This window comes from Corallococcus sp. RDP092CA, from assembly GCF_041903675.1.
Lineage (GTDB): Bacteria > Myxococcota > Myxococcia > Myxococcales > Myxococcaceae > Corallococcus.
In genome coordinates this window covers 68,809-83,780 of the sequence record NZ_JAYESI010000001.1, presented here as the reverse complement: position 1 = coordinate 83,780, position 14,972 = coordinate 68,809, and the positions used below count along the sequence as shown (strand labels likewise).

Here is a 14,972-nt window from a genome sequence, read left to right as displayed (position 1 = left end):
AGCCGCATGCAGGTCGTCCTGAATGAACAGAAGCTGCAACAGGCGATTGGCGCCGCGCTCCACGAGCTGTCGGAGCGCGTGCGCCAGGGCGTGCCCGACACGGGGACCTTCACCGCGTTGAGCACCCGCTTCGCGGGCGGTGCACTCGTGGACGGCGTGGGCGACGTCGAGTTGCGGGTGTCCCCGCTGAGCGGGGACAAGGGCAAGCAGGAGCGCTACTTCGAGGTCCGGGTCTTCACCGCCAGCGGAGCTGGTCACTCCTCGATGTGGTTGTTCTACGGGAAGACGGCGGTCATCCAGGAGCAGCTCCAGAACGAAGCGCCCCTGAAGGGGAAGATCCGCGCGGCCATCGTGGCGGAGGCGGAGTCCCTCCTACGCCACGAGCTGACTTGAGGGCGCACCTCACGCGTCGCTGAAGCTCGCGGCCAGGGCGTGGTGGTCGGAGGCCGTGCCCACGTCCACCACCTGGGCCGCGAGCAGCCGTCGGGCCAGCGCGGGTGAGGCGAAGACGAAGTCCGTGCGGAAGTCGATGATTGCTCCGTCGCGTTGGCGTCGGGCGGTGACCCACTGGGGCGAAGCCGGCTTGAGGCGCAGCGTGTCCGCCCAGCCGAAGCCCTCCAGGTCATCGATGACGTCGAAGCGAGGCGGATGGCCGTACTGGTCCACCCGGGCGCGGCGGACGCGGTCGGCCAGATCCACCGGATAGGGATCCGCGCGGGACAGGGAGTTGAGATCGCCGGCCAGCACGAAGGCCCGTTCACCGAAGGCCGCGGGGTCGATCAGGGAGCGCAGGTAGCGCCTCCACGAAGCGCAGGGATTCGTGGTGGGAGTCGAAGTGGGCCGCGAAGACAGTCAGCGGCTCCGCGCCTGTCTCCAGCTCGCACTCCAGGAGGTTGAGCGTCATCACCTTCAGCGGCATGCCGGGCAGACTACCCCTGCGGCTCCATGGCGCAGAGGAACTTCCAGGTGCTCGAGTAGCCGGACTCCACGCCCCAGTTGACCAGGTAGGTCGAGGGCGGGCAGCCCCACTCCGCCATGCCCACCTCCACCGTGTGCGTGCTGTCGCTGTAGTAGGTCACGTGCGTCCCATACTTGAGGCCGTTGATGGGACCCAGCTGGGTCTTGTCATCCGCGACCGCCGCGGGAGGAGCCTGGGTTTCGGCCTCCTCCGCTCCAGCGCCACACGCCACCGACTGAAGGGACAGGACCGCCAGGGAAGAGAGCAGCAGACGCCTCATGGGCATTTCTCCTTGCTTGCGTGGAGCGCGACTCTATCCAGGAAGCGTCTGAGAAGGCCATGGAGGCGCCGCGCCCAGTGGAGGAATCAGACGTCTCCGCTGGCGGAGCCCACGAGGCGGATATCGCTCGCCCCAGGATTGCTGCACGTCACGTCAAGGCTCACCCGCCAGCTGGGAATATCCGAATGGACGATGAGCGTCCCCGTCCACGCGGAGCAGGCGGTCGTGGCGCTGCCGGAATGAATGGAGACCCTCGAATCCGGCAGGGTCACGATCTGTCCAATCGGAAGCGGGCGTCCGACGGTGACGTGGATGGAGCGACTGGCCAGGACGGGGCACGTCCCCGTCGTCAACGGCGAGGCGATAGAGAACTCAAGGCTGCGCTGCTCGCAGGTCGAGGGCGCCGAGCAATAGCCTTCGGTGTCCTTGTCTTTATCCGACTCATAGGTCCGGCCCGAGAATGCAGGGCTGGTGAACGACCACTCACACCGGACCTTCTCGGGACGGCAGCACGCCGTGGCGCCACCGGGGCACTCCGTCGTGAAGCAGCCCACCGGGTTGTTGGCGGAGCCTCCCGCGCAAGTGCCAAGGCTGAACGCGTCCTTGCCGGACCGGCTGCAAGAGAAGAGGTGAGCACCGTCGCAGAAGGTCCTGCCGGGCTCGCAGACAACCGCGCCCACGAGGCTGTCGGCAAGCGCCGGAGGCTCCAAGGCTTCAGGAGGCAACTGGGATCCCAGGGACCCTTCATCCCCGAGGCACGCGGTAGAGAGAGACAGGAAGACACACAATGAAAACAAGACGAGGGAGCGCATGTGCATGGGGCATCCAATAGGACTCTTCACCGCTCCCGGAGAATCCCTCTGGAGGGGTAGGCTCACGCAGGCTCAACCGCGGCGCGGGCTTGGGGACACCTCCCTCTCCCCCCCGTGAATTGACGCCCCATGACGCGTCAATTCCTCGCGTGACACGTCAACCGGAGCGCCGCGACTCCGCGCGCCCCTGGGGACTCGACGGGCCGTCCCGTGGGAGTTCCTGGCATTGAAGGTGCAGTCACGCACGACACGGGTTCGAGCACGAGCCGGGCCCGACATCGAACCGGGAGCGAACATGTCATCCGCGCAAGCCGTGTCGTCGCACAGTGAGCCGTCCACGTCCGAGTACCAGTACAACTACACCTACATCGCCCCGCTCGCGCTGGCGCAGGACGTCCCGGCGAGTCAGCGGCCCACGCTGGAGTGGTGGGGCCAGGTCATCGTGCAGCTCCTCCACATCGCGAACAACCGCCTGCAGTGGGTCCACGAGCAGGAGCAGCGCAAGCACGAGGGCGCGCCCGAAGGCGCGGCGCCCACCGCCCCGTCGTTGAGCGTGGACCTGTCCCATGTGGGCGTGGGGCGGATGGAGCTCAGCCACCTCAAGGCGCTTCCCCCGTCCTCGACGATGGCGGGCAAGCTGTTCGGCGAGTTCCACGAGTTCGGCGAGGCCGCCGAGCTGGCCGCGAAGGCCGCGCTCCTGGCCCGAAAGGCGTTCAACAACGAGCTGGGCAGCGTGCTCGACGTGCTGAAGCTGGTGATGGAGGCCATCACGATCAAGCCCACGGGCCGGCCAGGCTCGATGCTCGACTACTTCAATCTCTTCACCACCCTCCCCCTGCCCGCGGTGGCCCCGAGCTACGAGGAGGACGCGACCTTCGCCTGGCTGCGCGTCGCGGGCTTCAACCCGCTCACCCTGCGCAAGGCCCGCACGCTCGAGGACACGCTCGGGCTGACGGACGCGTCCCTGCGCGCCGTGCTCGGCGAGGCTGACACGGTCCAGCGCGCGCTCGACGAGGGCCGGCTGTACTTGGCGGACTACAAGGCGCTCTCGCGGGTCATCAACGGCAACTTCCCGGACGGCCCCAAGTACTGCTTCGCGCCGCGCGCCCTGTTCGGCCTGCCCGCGGGCAGCGGTCTCCGCCGGCTGCGTGCCCTGGGCATCCGCTGCGGCCAGGACGCGAGCGCCTACCCGCTCTTCACGCCCGCGGACGGCGAGGCCTGGATGCAGGCCAAGACGGTCGTCTCCGTGGCGGACGTGAACCACCACGAGCTCATCTCGCATCTGGCGCACACGCACCTGCTCGTGGAGCCCTTCGTGGTCGCCACCCATCGCAACCTGCCGGATGACCACCCGGTGAGCCTGCTCCTGCGTCCGCACTTCGAGGGCACGCTGGCCATCAACCAGTCCGCGGCGGAGAAGCTCATCGCGCCGGGCGGAAATGTGGACCAGATGCTGGCCGGCACCATCCAGTCCAGCCAGAAGGTCGCGGTGGAGTCGCTGCTGGAGGATTCCTCGTTCGACTTCAACCAGGGCATGCTGCCCCATTCCCTGCGGCAGCGCGGGATGACGGATCCCGACCTGGACTACCCCTACCGCGATGATGCGCGGCTGCTGTGGGGCGCCATCGAGAACTGGGTGCGCGCGTACGTGGGCATCTACTACAGCACGGACTCGGCGGTGACCGACGACGCCGCGCTCCAGGCCTGGAGCGCCGAGGCGGCAGCGAAGGACGGCGGCCGGGTGAAGGGCTTCGGTGAGGACGGCATCCCGGGCAAGCTGACCACGGTGGACTACCTCATCCAGGCGCTCACGATGATCATCTTCACCGGCAGCGCGCAGCACGCGGCGGTGAACTTCGCCCAGGCCGGGGTCATGACGTTCGTGCCGATCGCGCCCGGCGCCGCCTACCGTGCCGCGCCCACCACCCGCGCCGAGGCCGCGCGCGACATGCCCCTCGACCAGTACCCGCCGATGGACATGGCCGCCCAGCAGGTGGACATCCTCAGCCTGCTCGGCTCGGTGCACCACACGAAGCTCGGTCACTACCCCCTCCAGTGGTTCAAGGACCGGCACGTGCACAGCCACCTGAAGGTCTTCCAGGCGGACCTGGCACGCATCGGCGCCACCATCGAGCAGCGCAACACGACGCGCCTCTTCCCCTACCCCTACCTGATCCCCTCGGCCATTCCCCAGAGCATCAACATCTGAGCGCGCTGCTCCGCCGCTCGCGCGCGGACGCGTCCTCGACGCGGGCCGCGCCAGCGGCGAGCAGCCCCCCCGAGCGCTTCGCGCGGAACCCGCGGTCCGGTGACCGCGACCCGGGGGGTGACATCATCGGCGGACACGAGCCCGGCGGCCCACCACCGCCGCTCGTGTTTCGCCGGCCCGAGCCAGCAGGTGAAACCGTCGAGGGTCCACGGCTCGACCTCGGCGCCGGCGGCCCCCAGCAGACACGCCGCGATCACGGCTGGAACGGTCTGGACGTGGGGCCGCGCCCTGCATGCTTGACTACCCATAAGCATCAGCTTATGCGTCGCGCATGCAGCGCGTGGCCGTGGCCGAGAACAAGCTCTTCCAGGCGCTGGCGGACCCGAACCGCCGGGCGATTCTCCAGTCACTCGCGCGTGGCGAAGCGGCGGTGAAGGACCTCACGGCGCGATTCGACATCTCGCAGCCCGCGGTCTCCCAGCACCTCGCGGCCTTGAAGGGCGCCGGTCTGGTGAAGGGCCGGCGTGCAGGACGTTGCACCTACTACCGGGTGGATCCGCGCGGGCTGAAGCCGCTCATCGACTGGATCGCGCACTACCGCGCGTTCTGGTCGGAGCACGTCGATCGCCTCGAACAACTGCTGGAGAAGATGGACCCATGACGTCCTCCGACAAGAGCACCGCGCTGAGCCGTTCGAACCCCGCGGACAGCCATGACCTGATCCGCGTCCAGGGCGCCCGCGAGAACAACCTGAAGGACGTCAGCGTCGAGCTGCCCAAGCGGCGGCTGACCGTGTTCACCGGCGTCTCCGGCTCCGGCAAGTCGTCGCTCGTCTTCGGCACCATCGCCGCGGAGTCGCAGCGGCTGATCAACGAGACCTACAGCGCGTTCGTGCAGGGCTTCATGCCCACGCTGGGCCGCCCCGAGGTCGATGTCCTGGAGGGCCTGACCACCGCCATCATCGTCGACCAGGAGCGCATGGGCGCCAACTCCCGCTCGACCGTCGGCACCGCGACCGACGCCAACGCGATGCTGCGCGTGCTGTTCAGCCGCCTGGGCAAGCCCTACATCGGGTCGTCCAACGCCTTCTCCTTCAACGTCCCGTCCGTCCGCGCCACCGGTGAGATGACCGTCGAGAAGGGCGAGGGCAAGACCGAGAAGCGCGTCTTCAACGTCACCGGCGGCATGTGCCCCAGGTGCGAGGGCATGGGCACGGTCAGCGACATCGACCTGACCCAGCTGTACGACGCCAACAAGTCGCTCAACGAGGGCGCGATCACCATCCCCGGCTACACCGCGGACGGCTGGCTCGTGCGCATCTTCGGGGCCTCGGGCTTCCTCGACCCGGACAAGCCGATCCGCAAGTACACCAAGCAGGAGCTGCACGACTTCCTCTACAAGGAACCGACCAAGGTGAAGGTCGAGAAGATGAACCTCACCTACGAGGGGCTCATCCCGCGGATCCAGAAGTCGTTCCTGACCAAGGACGTGGAGGCGATGCAGCCCCACATCCGGGCGTTCGTGGAGCGCGCGGTCACGTTCACCTCCTGCCCCGAATGCAAGGGCACCCGGCTCAGCGAGGCCGCCCGGTCCTCCAAGATCAAGGGCATCAACATCGCGGACGCCTGCGCGATGCAGATCAGCGACCTGGCCGAGTGGGTGCGCGGCCTGGACGCGCCGGCCGTCGCCCCGCTGCTGAAGTCGCTGCGACACACGCTCGACTCGTTCGTGGAGATCGGCCTGGGCTACCTCAGCCTCGACCGGCCCACCGGCACGCTGTCGGGCGGTGAGGCACAGCGCACCAAGATGATCCGCCACCTCGGGTCGTCGCTCACCGACGTGACCTATGTCTTCGACGAGCCGACCGTCGGCCTGCACCCGCACGACATCCAGCGGATGAACGACCTGCTGCTCCGGCTGCGAGACAAGGGCAACACCGTGCTCGTGGTCGAGCACAAGCCGGAGATGATCGCCATCGCCGACCACGTCGTCGACCTGGGCCCTGGCGCTGGCACCGCCGGTGGGGAGGTGGTCTTCGAAGGAACCGTCGAGGCCCTGCGCGCCAGTGACACGCTCACCGGGCGTCACCTGAGCGACCGGGCCACCCTGAAGCCATCCGTGCGCAAGCCCTCCGGCGTCTTGAAGGTGCGCGGCGCCAGCACACACAACCTGAAGAACGTCGACGTCGACATCCCGCTCGGCGTGCTGGTGGTGGTGACGGGCGTGGCCGGGTCGGGCAAGAGCTCGCTGATCCACGGCTCGGTGGGGAGCCGGGAGGGCGTGGTGTCCATCGACCAGACGCCGATCCGCGGCTCGCGGCGGAGCAACCCGGCGACGTACACCGACCTGCTGGAGCCGATCCGCAAGGCGTTCGCGAAGGCCAACGGCGTGAAGCCCGCCCTGTTCAGCGCCAACTCCGAGGGCGCCTGTCCGACCTGCAACGGCGCCGGTGTCATCTACACCGACCTGGCGATGATGGCCGGCGTCACCACGGTCTGCGAGGACTGCGAGGGACGCCGGTTCCAGGCGTCGGTGCTGGAGTACAAGCTCGGTGGACTCAACATCGCGCAGGTGCTCGACCTGCCCGTGAAGGACGCGGTCGGCTTCTTTGGCGCGGGCAAGGCGCAGACGCCCGCGGCGTCCGCCATCCTCCAGCGCATGGCCGACGTGGGGCTCGGCTACCTGCGGCTGGGCCAGCCCCTCACCACGCTGTCGGGTGGCGAGCGACAGCGCCTCAAGCTCGCGACGCACATGGGGACGGACGGCGGCGTCTACGTGCTCGACGAGCCGACCACCGGCCTGCACCTGGCGGACCTCGAGCAGCTGCTCGGGCTGATGGATCGGCTGGTCGACTCCGGGAAGTCCGTCATCGTCATCGAGCACCACCAGGCGGTGATGGCGCACGCGGATTGGATCATCGACCTGGGGCCGGGCGCGGGCCATGACGGCGGACGGATCGTGTTCGAAGGCACGCCGTCCGACCTGGTGGCGGCGAAGTCGACGCTGACTGGCAAGCACCTGGCGGCCTTCGTCGGTGGTCCGTCGAAGGCTGCCTCGGAGAAGGCGTCCGAGCCGAGTCGGGCGCGGTCCCAGAAGAAGGCGCGCTGAGCCGGAGGCCCGGACAGTGTCGGGAGGCGGCCCCGCGCCGGCCCCGGTATCTGTAGACTCTTCCAAGAGCCACCTCTCGCAATGACACGCATGCAGCTCATCTCCGCGCTGGAACGGGTCGTCCGCATGAACGCATGAAGAACGACCCCACGGAGGTGCTTCACCTCACCCTGGATGAACAGAGCCGAAGCGTGCGAAGCACGGCCCCGGTGAGGTGTGGCCTGTGCGGCGCGCTCTCCCCCGCACGGTCGCTCTCCTCGGGCCTGCTGGAGGGAGGCCTGGGCTGGGATTGCTCCTGCGGTGCGCGAGGCGTCCACGTGGTGCTGATGGACCTGGACGAGGTGTATGAGGACGTCCTGGAGTCCTGGGGACTCGAGCCTCGCGCTCCGGACCTGTCCCCGCCCGAGCCCGTGGGGGAGTCAGGCCTGCTGTTCGCGGCCTGGGTGGACGGGCCCGGCCTGCGCACGCAGCTGTTCAACGAGGCGCGGCGCCAGGGCGCCCAGGTCGCCGCCACCCAGGTGCTGGCGCGGATCACCACGCCCCAGGAGACCTTCCCGGACTGGCCCTGGGACATCCTCTGGGCTCGGCACGCCTCCCCCCGGTGAAGCGGCGTGGCCTCCGGTTCATCCGATGCCTCCCCTCCGGCCTGAATGACCGGGCGGCCGTGCCCGCCGACCGCCGCTCCGTGCACGGCTGAAGCAGCCGGCGCATGACGGCCGTCCCCCCGCCCGTCCCTCCCATCCGGGCCATGCCTCCCCTACCTTCCGCAGGGGGTGCATGATGAAGCGAGGCCATTGGAGACGATGCTGGGGGCTGGCGGCCGGGCTGCTCGGGCTTCCAGCGGTGGGACAGCTGGAAGAACCACCCCAGGGCGCGCCGCAATACTCCTGCTTCCAGGCGGCGCGCGAGGGCAGCGGAGTGAGCGAGAGCGTCGCGGCCCAGCTCTGCCAGGGTGCCCGCTCCGACACCCCCGCGCGGTGCTTCCTGCGGGTCCAGGAGAGCGGCTTCCTCGCGGACCTCCAGGCGCTCCAGCTCTGTCAGTACGCCACGCCCTCGGATGATCCCGCGTCCTGCTACCTCAAGGCGCGGAGGTCTTCGTTCCTGGACGAGACACAGCTCCTGCAGCTCTGCCGCCCACCCATCGCGGAGATGCTGAAGCTGTGTCCCTATGGGCCTTGAGACGCTCGCCCGGACGGCTCACCGGGCGCGGAGGAACGCCTTGACGCTCGGGGCCTGGACCTTCTGGGACTCGATGCACAGGCGGATGGACTCCAGCGCCCGGGCGAGCGAGCGCGGGCCGCCCTCGATGTTGCCCACGCGAGGCGTGAGGAAGGTCTCCACCTGCGCCAGCGCGCTGGCGTCGCAGAGGTTCCCCGTCTCGCCGATCAGCCGGCCCAGATCATCCGAGCGCAGCCGCTGCGTCAGCGCGTCGAAGTGCGCCTGGTAGAACTTCCACGCCAGCGCCTGCGACTCCGGTGACATCAGCGCCAGCCGGAGGAGGATCAGCGTGTCCCGCACGTCGAAGTCCGGCGAGACCACCAGCCCCAGCGCCCGCCCCAGCAGGTCCGGGTTCTGGAAGTACACCAGCGAGGTCAGCAGCCGGGTGCGCTCGGTGCGGTCCTGCTCCTTCTTCGCGGCCTCCAGCAGCGCGTCGAAGAGCGCCGCATCGCCGTGCGTCGCCGCCCGGGGCAGCGCGCTGCTGAACGCCTCCGGATCCACCGACTTCCGGTCCGCCAGCCACGCGCGCACCAGGGGCAGCGCTTCCTTCGCCAGCCGAGGGTCATCTCCCAGCCCGCCGGCCAGCCGGAGGAACAGCGAGCGCGCTTCCTTCACGGAGTCATCCTCGCCCGGCTTCGGCACCCACCCCATCGCCCGCGCTCGGGCGGAGTAGAGCGACGCCACCCAGGCGCGGAAGCGCTGACGCTCCTCCTGCGTGAGCTGATCCACGCGCACCTGGGCGAGCAGCGAGGCGCCCCCCTGCACCACCAGGCGGTTCGTCGACTTCGCGGAAGCGGGCACCGCCTTCAGCGCCTCGCCCAGCGGCAGGTCGCCCCGAGTCACCGCCGCGTCCACGTCTCCCCAGAGCGACACCTGCTCGGCGGGCGTGAAGGCGGAAGCCGGTGTCGCGAGCAGCTTCGTCAACTGCTCGCGGGTGTAGCCCCCGCGGTAGTACCCCATGCCGCCCGCGTTGAGCAGCACCCACGCCGGGCACTGCTTCACGGGCAGCGCCACCTCCGCGGAGCGCCCCTGCAACATCGAGCACACCCGCGACGACTGCGCGCCCGTCCCCACGCGCAGACACACCGGCACCAGCCATTCCCGCCGCGCGTCCGCCTTGGAGCCCACGGGCAGGTAGCGCTCCTGGGACAGCTTCACCGACGGAGCGCCGCCCGCCGGGCACGACAGCTCTGCGGTGATGCGCGGCGCCCCACTGCGCTCGATGAACCCACCAAACGACTTCGCCACCTCCGGTCCAGCGGCCTGGGACAGGTCCGCGAGGAAGTCCTCCATCGTCGCGACCTGCCACGCGTGCTTGCGGACATAGCCGCGGAGGATGTCGCGGAAGCGCTCCGGCCCCAGCCACGCCTCGTACATGGCGATGACGGACGCGCCCTTGCTATACGTCGTCCCGTTGTCGAACGAGCCGACGATGTCGTCGTTGCTCGCCACCGGCTTGCGCACGGGGAGCGCCACCTCCAGCAGATCCGCGGCCAGCGCGGAGCGCCTCGCGGCCAGCGCGTGCTCCTGCTGGAAGTCCCAGGACGGCTCCAGCCGGTCCACCGTCTGCCGGTCCAGCCACGAGGTGAAGGACTCGTTCAGCCAGATGTCGTTCCACCACGAGCAGGTGACGACGTCGCCAAACCAGTAGTGCCCCAGCTCATGGTTGGCGATGGAGGTGTAGGACCTGCGGCGGGCCAGCGTCTCCTCGCCAGGCGGGATGAGCGTGAGCGACTGCCCGAGCGCGACGATGCCCGGGTGCTCCATGGTGCCCCAGTACCGGGGCACCACCGCCACATCCAGCTTCTCGTAGGGGTACGCCTGGTCGAAGAAGTCCTCCAGGCCCTTCACGATGCGCGGGGTGACGCTCGCGGCGAAGCGCGTCTCCGCGCCCCGCCCCTTGGGCACGATGAAGCGCAGCGGCACGTTCGTGCGCCCCACGGCGCCCGCCTCCACCACGTCGAACGGCCCCACCATGAAGGCCACGAGGTAGCTGGGCATGGGCTTGCTCTCCGCGAAGGTGACGCGCTCCAGGCCGTCCGGAAGCGGCTCGCGCGACACGACGGGGTGGTTGGCCAGCGCCACGTGTCCGGCCTTCACGGTGAAGCGCAGGCGCCACGGCACCTTGAACGTCGGCTCGTCGAAGCAAGGGAAGGCGCGGCGCGCGTCGATGGGCTCGAAGAACGTGTAGAGGTAGGACTCGCCGCCCTCCGCCACCCCATAGAGGCCCTGACTGCGCTCGCGGTCCACCTGGCCGGTGAAGTCCAGCAGGAGCTGGGCCTTCCCCACGGGCAGCTCCTCCGGCAGCAGCAAGCCCAGCCGGCCCTCGGTCGCGGTGACGGGCTTCGCGTCGAACGTGCGGCCCCCCGCCGTGACGCGAGCCCGCGTCACCTCCAGGTCCTGCGCGTGCAGCCACACCTGACGCACCGGCTCACGGACCTCCACGTCGATGGTGACGCTGCCCGGGTAGGTGGCCTCCGTGGGCACGAGCTTCAGGTCCAGCGCGTAGTGCACGGGCCGCACGGTGTCCGGCAGCCGCAGCGCGGGAGGCAGGGCCTCCGGCCAGGAGACGGCAGCGGGCGCGGAGACTGGCGGCGCGGCCTCCGGCGCGTGGGCACAGCGGACGGTCAGCGCCACCAGGACGAGGAGTGGGAGCAGTCGCATGGATCCACCCTAGATCAGCGCCCCCCCGCGGTCTTCACACGCTGGGTGCCGTCAACCCCTACTGTCGCGCCGGGATGCGCCACGCCACCGCCGAGGGGACATGGCCTGGCATTGGCTGACACCGTTGACGGGCGGCCGGTTTCGACCGCCCCGGGCATTGCGGCGCCTCGCGATTGAGCGAGGATGCGGCCCATGTCCAACCTCCAAGGCAAGACCCTCTTCATCACCGGCGCCAGCCGCGGCATCGGCAAGGCCATCGCGCTGCGCGCGGCCCGCGACGGCGCCAACATCGTCATCGCCGCCAAGACGACCAACCCGCACCCCAAGCTGCCCGGCACCATCTACTCGGCCGCGAAGGAGATTGAAGAGGCCGGCGGCAAGGCCCTCCCCTGCGTGGTGGACATCCGCGACGAGGCGCAGATCCACGCCGCCGTCGCCAAGGCGGTGGAGACCTTCGGCGGCATCGACATCCTGGTGAACAACGCCAGCGCCATCAGCCTCACCGGCACCCTGGACACGCCGCTCAAGCGCTTCGACCTGATGCACGGCATCAACACGCGCGGCACCTTCGCGTGCTCGCAGGCGTGCATCCCGCACCTCAAGAAGTCCTCCAACCCACACATCCTCAACAACTCGCCGCCGCTCAACATGGAGCCGCGCTGGTTCGGCCCCCACGTGGCCTACACCATCGCCAAGTACGGCATGAGCCTGTGCGCCCTGGGCATGGCGGAGGAGCTCAAGGACGACGGCATCGCCGTCAACACGCTGTGGCCGCGCACCGTCATCGCCACCGCCGCCGTGCAGAACCTGCTGGGCGGCGAGGACACCCTCAAAGGCAGCCGCAAGCCAGAGATCATGGCGGACGCCGCCTACGCCATCCTCACCAAGCCCAGCCGCTCCTTCACCGGGAACTTCTGCATCGACGAGGACGTGCTGCGCGCCGCGGGCGTCACGAACCTCGACGCGTACCAGTCCGTCCCCGGCGCGGAGCTGCTGCCCGACTTCTTCCTCTAGCGCGTCCGGCCCCATGCCCCCGCGCAAGCTCCAGCGACACCTGGTCTGGCTCGAGTCCTTCACCGCCGCCGTGGAGGCCGGCAGCATCGAGGCCGCCGCGGAGCACCTGGGCGTGGCCCGCTCCGTCGTGAGCGAGCACATCCGCGCCCTGGAGGAGGCGCTCGCGGACGGCGCCGCCCTGCTGGAGCGGGGGCCGGGCCGGCGCCTGCAACTGTCCGCGCGCGGGGAGCGCCTCTACGCGGGCACCCAGACGCCGCTGCACCAGCTGGACATGAAGCGGCTGATGGACCTGGCGCGCGTGGAGCCCACCCTGCGCCTGGGCCTCAACCCCACGCTGTCCATGTCGCTGCTGGGCGGCATCGCGCAGGACGCCGCCGCCACGGACCTCAAGCTGGTGGTGGGCTTCGGTGGCTCGCACGAGCTCATGCGGCAGGTGCAGACGCGGCAGCAGGACCTGGTGCTCGACTTCACGCCCCTGCCCCCGCACGAGGGCGTGGACACCGAGTCCCTCTTGCGCATGTCCTTCGTGGTGCTCGCGGGGCCAGAGTCCGCGCTCGCCCGCGCGCACCCGTCCCGCCGCGCCCTGGACGTGAAGGACCTCGAGGGCCAGCGCTTCGTGGACTGGCTGCGGGACGACCCCTACGGCGGCGCCAACAGCGCCCGCTTCGCCGCGCACGGCGTCTCCGTCACCGAGGTCGGCCGCGTGGAGAGCTTCCTCCACCTCTACGAGCTGCTGCGCGCCTACCGGGCCTGCGCCATCGCGCCGGACGTGCGCCCCACCCAGCCCTTCCCGTCGGATCTCCGCGTCTGGCCCCTGCGCGAGCAGGAGCCCCAGGTCGTGGAGGTCGTGGCCCTCTGGCCCTCCGGCGGCCTCAGCCCCGCCGTCCGATCCATCCTCGACGGAGTGCGTCGTCGCCTGGGGAAACGGCGATAATCCGACGAAGACGTCGAATTCTGTCGGATTTCCGTCTTGCAGCCGGGTGCGTATTCTTCAGGGGTCCTGTTTCTCCAGGAGGAGCCGCTCGCGATGACGCCCACGGAAAGGACCCTTGCCCGCCTTCCGGCCCACCTGCGCCGCTACGTGGTGACCCAGGACTACCAGGCGTATACGCCCCGGGATCAGGCGGTCTGGCGGCACATCCTGGGGCAGCTGCGCGAGCACCTGCGCGACAAGGCGCACCCCGTCTACCTGGAGGGCCTGGAGGCCACCGGCATTGGCGCGGAGGCCATCCCCAGCCTGGACGAGATGAACGAGAAGCTGTCCAAGCTGGGCTGGGCCTGCGTGGCGGTGCGCGGCTTCATCCCGCCGGCCGTCTTCACGGAGCTTCAGGCGCTGGGGGTGCTGGCCATCGCCGCGGACATCCGCACGCACGAGCACATCCAGTACACGCCCGCGCCGGACATCGTGCACGAGAGCGCGGGCCACGCGCCCATCATCGCGAACGCGCGCTACGCGCAGTACCTCAAGTCCGTGGGGCTGGTGGGGTTCAAGGCCATCGCCAGCGTGGAGGACCAGGCCGTCTTCGAGGCCATCCGCAACCTCTCCGTGGTGAAGGAGGACCCCACCGCCACGGAGGAGGAGATCGCCCACGCGCAGGCCCGCCTGGAGGCCGCCAACGCCAGCCACCGCTACATCAGCGAGAGCACCCGCGCGAGCCGCCTGTACTGGTGGACCGCGGAGTACGGCCTGATTGGCGACCTGCGGCACCCGCGCATCTACGGCGCGGGCCTGCTGTCCAGCATCGGCGAGGCGAAGCACTGCCTGACGCCCGCCGTGCACAAGCTGCCCCTGGGCGTGGCGTGCGCGGACACGGACTACGACATCACCCGCATGCAGCCGCAGCTCTTCGTGGCGCGCGACTTCGAGCACCTCTTCGAGGTGCTGGCGGAGTTCGAGGCCACGCTCGCGTGGAGGCGCGGCGGGGACTACGGCCTGAGCGAGGCGCTGAAGGCCCGCACGGTGAACCACCTGGTGCTCGCGGACGGCCGCGAGGTGACGGGCAAGGTGGTGGAGCTGCTGCCGGCCGCGAAGGACGTGGCCCCGGGCCTGTCCACCGCGCTGGCCCGGCTGGAGGGCCCCATCCTCACGTCGGTGAACGGACAGGCCGTGGACAAGCCGTCCAGTGGCGCGGCCCTGGTCGCCTTCGGCCAGGGCAGGCTGCCGGAGCGCGGGGCCTTCAAGCTCGCGCTCGACAGCGGGCTGGTGCTGGAGGGCTTCGCGGTGGGCGGCGGCGAGGTGATCGCCCTGAGCGGCGCGCTGGCCGGGCGCGAGCTGACGCTGCCGTCCATGGCGCGCCTGTACCTGACGGAGCGGCTGCCGTCCGTCGCGGGCGGGCCCGCGGACCCGGGGACATGGGACGAGTGGTTCGGCGAAATGGACGCCTTCACCGCGGGCGACGGCGAGGCCCAGGCCCGCGAGCGCAAGGCGCAAGCCCTGCCCCCGGCGCTGGCCGACCTCTACACGGAGGTGCGCCGCATCCGCGAGACCGGGCAGCTGGCCCCCGAGCGGCTGGAGCAGATCGCCCACGCATCCACGGCGTTCCCCTCCGACTGGCTGCTGCGCGCGGAGGTCGCGGAGCTGCGCGGCGAGGTGCCTGCCCGGCGCGAAGCGGCGCACGCGTAGGGTCCGCCGCGCGGGGAAGACAGACGGCGGACGTGAACCGGCCCGGTCGACCTCTTCGCGAGGCCGCCGGGCCGAGTCACTTCCGG

At 70.0% G+C, this 14,972-nt stretch carries 14 protein-coding genes; 9 read left to right on the top strand and 5 right to left on the bottom strand.

The genetic code is table 11. The annotated features are described in order from the left end of the window. Positions 1 to 6: 6 nt before the first annotated feature. A complete protein-coding gene (locus U8525_RS00385) occupies positions 7 to 393 on the top strand; it encodes a hypothetical protein (RefSeq protein ID WP_374259587.1) in 387 nt (128 codons plus the stop codon). 9 nt (positions 394 to 402) lie between these two features. On the opposite strand, the gene U8525_RS00380 is transcribed toward U8525_RS00385, so the two are convergent. The 4 genes from U8525_RS00380 to U8525_RS00365 all read right to left on the bottom strand — a co-directional run bounded on the left by U8525_RS00380 (position 403) and on the right by U8525_RS00365 (position 2,050). Next, positions 403 to 747, bottom strand: a complete 345-nt coding sequence (locus U8525_RS00380) for a hypothetical protein (protein ID WP_374259584.1) — start codon at positions 745 to 747, stop codon at positions 403 to 405. 10 nt (positions 748 to 757) lie between these two features. Then, positions 758 to 919, bottom strand: a complete 162-nt coding sequence (locus U8525_RS00375) for a hypothetical protein (protein ID WP_374259581.1) — start codon at positions 917 to 919, stop codon at positions 758 to 760. 10 nt (positions 920 to 929) lie between these two features. Next, positions 930 to 1,238, bottom strand: a complete 309-nt coding sequence (locus U8525_RS00370; protein WP_374259579.1) for a hypothetical protein — start codon at positions 1,236 to 1,238, stop codon at positions 930 to 932. 86 nt (positions 1,239 to 1,324) lie between these two features. Continuing rightward, positions 1,325 to 2,050 carry a collagen-like protein gene (locus U8525_RS00365; protein WP_374259577.1) on the bottom strand — a complete coding sequence of 242 codons (726 nt, stop codon included), beginning with the start codon at positions 2,048 to 2,050 and terminating at the stop codon, positions 1,325 to 1,327. Positions 2,051 to 2,345: 295 nt separating this feature from the next. Between U8525_RS00365 and U8525_RS00360 the strand changes: the two genes are divergently transcribed. The 5 genes from U8525_RS00360 to U8525_RS00340 all read left to right on the top strand — a co-directional run bounded on the left by U8525_RS00360 (position 2,346) and on the right by U8525_RS00340 (position 8,546). Next, on the top strand, positions 2,346 to 4,259 hold the full coding sequence (locus tag U8525_RS00360) for a lipoxygenase family protein (RefSeq protein ID WP_374259576.1): 1,914 nt from the start codon (positions 2,346 to 2,348) through the stop codon (positions 4,257 to 4,259). Between the two features lie 331 nt (positions 4,260 to 4,590). Then, positions 4,591 to 4,920 carry an ArsR/SmtB family transcription factor gene (locus U8525_RS00355; RefSeq protein WP_374259574.1) on the top strand — a complete coding sequence of 110 codons (330 nt, stop codon included), beginning with the start codon at positions 4,591 to 4,593 and terminating at the stop codon, positions 4,918 to 4,920. Beyond that, positions 4,917 to 7,367, top strand: coding sequence for an ATP-binding cassette domain-containing protein (locus U8525_RS00350; RefSeq protein ID WP_374259572.1), 2,451 nt, complete (start codon positions 4,917 to 4,919; stop codon positions 7,365 to 7,367). The genes U8525_RS00355 and U8525_RS00350 overlap by 4 nt, the downstream gene beginning before the upstream one ends. A 134-nt stretch (positions 7,368 to 7,501) precedes the next feature. Next, on the top strand, positions 7,502 to 7,972 hold the full coding sequence (locus U8525_RS00345) for a hypothetical protein (protein WP_374259570.1): 471 nt from the start codon (positions 7,502 to 7,504) through the stop codon (positions 7,970 to 7,972). Between the two features lie 313 nt (positions 7,973 to 8,285). Further along, positions 8,286 to 8,546, top strand: coding sequence for a hypothetical protein (locus U8525_RS00340; protein ID WP_374259568.1), 261 nt, complete (start codon positions 8,286 to 8,288; stop codon positions 8,544 to 8,546). An 18-nt stretch (positions 8,547 to 8,564) separates the two neighbouring features. On the opposite strand, the gene U8525_RS00335 is transcribed toward U8525_RS00340, so the two are convergent. Beyond that, complete coding sequence (locus tag U8525_RS00335; protein WP_374259566.1) at positions 8,565 to 11,249, bottom strand: M1 family metallopeptidase; 2,685 nt, start codon at positions 11,247 to 11,249, stop codon at positions 8,565 to 8,567. 192 nt (positions 11,250 to 11,441) lie between these two features. On the opposite strand from U8525_RS00335, the gene U8525_RS00330 reads away from it, so the two are divergent. From U8525_RS00330 to U8525_RS00320, 3 genes are all read left to right on the top strand, one after another. Next, complete coding sequence (locus U8525_RS00330) at positions 11,442 to 12,263, top strand: SDR family oxidoreductase (protein WP_374259564.1); 822 nt, start codon at positions 11,442 to 11,444, stop codon at positions 12,261 to 12,263. 13 nt (positions 12,264 to 12,276) lie between these two features. Further along, positions 12,277 to 13,197, top strand: coding sequence for a LysR family transcriptional regulator (locus U8525_RS00325; protein WP_374259562.1), 921 nt, complete (start codon positions 12,277 to 12,279; stop codon positions 13,195 to 13,197). 93 nt (positions 13,198 to 13,290) lie between these two features. Further along, positions 13,291 to 14,886: an aromatic amino acid hydroxylase gene (locus U8525_RS00320; RefSeq protein ID WP_374259560.1), complete on the top strand. Its 1,596-nt coding sequence runs from the start codon at positions 13,291 to 13,293 to the stop codon at positions 14,884 to 14,886. Positions 14,887 to 14,972 lie beyond the last annotated feature (86 nt).

Excerpts from the sequence above, each read along its gene's own strand:
- U8525_RS00385 (WP_374259587.1), top strand. The coding sequence starts at position 7 with ATGCAGGTCGTCCTGAATGAACAGAAGCTGCAACAGGCGATTGGCGCC.
- U8525_RS00375 (WP_374259581.1), bottom strand. The coding sequence starts at position 919 with ATGCCGCTGAAGGTGATGACGCTCAACCTCCTGGAGTGCGAGCTGGAG.
- U8525_RS00370 (WP_374259579.1), bottom strand. The coding sequence starts at position 1,238 with ATGAGGCGTCTGCTGCTCTCTTCCCTGGCGGTCCTGTCCCTTCAGTCG.
- U8525_RS00365 (WP_374259577.1), bottom strand. The coding sequence starts at position 2,050 with ATGCGCTCCCTCGTCTTGTTTTCATTGTGTGTCTTCCTGTCTCTCTCT.
- U8525_RS00360 (WP_374259576.1), top strand. The coding sequence starts at position 2,346 with ATGTCATCCGCGCAAGCCGTGTCGTCGCACAGTGAGCCGTCCACGTCC.
- U8525_RS00355 (WP_374259574.1), top strand. The coding sequence starts at position 4,591 with ATGCAGCGCGTGGCCGTGGCCGAGAACAAGCTCTTCCAGGCGCTGGCG.
- U8525_RS00350 (WP_374259572.1), top strand. The coding sequence starts at position 4,917 with ATGACGTCCTCCGACAAGAGCACCGCGCTGAGCCGTTCGAACCCCGCG.
- U8525_RS00345 (WP_374259570.1), top strand. The coding sequence starts at position 7,502 with ATGAAGAACGACCCCACGGAGGTGCTTCACCTCACCCTGGATGAACAG.
- U8525_RS00335 (WP_374259566.1), bottom strand. The coding sequence starts at position 11,249 with ATGCGACTGCTCCCACTCCTCGTCCTGGTGGCGCTGACCGTCCGCTGT.
- U8525_RS00330 (WP_374259564.1), top strand. The coding sequence starts at position 11,442 with ATGTCCAACCTCCAAGGCAAGACCCTCTTCATCACCGGCGCCAGCCGC.
- U8525_RS00325 (WP_374259562.1), top strand. The coding sequence starts at position 12,277 with ATGCCCCCGCGCAAGCTCCAGCGACACCTGGTCTGGCTCGAGTCCTTC.
- U8525_RS00320 (WP_374259560.1), top strand. The coding sequence starts at position 13,291 with ATGACGCCCACGGAAAGGACCCTTGCCCGCCTTCCGGCCCACCTGCGC.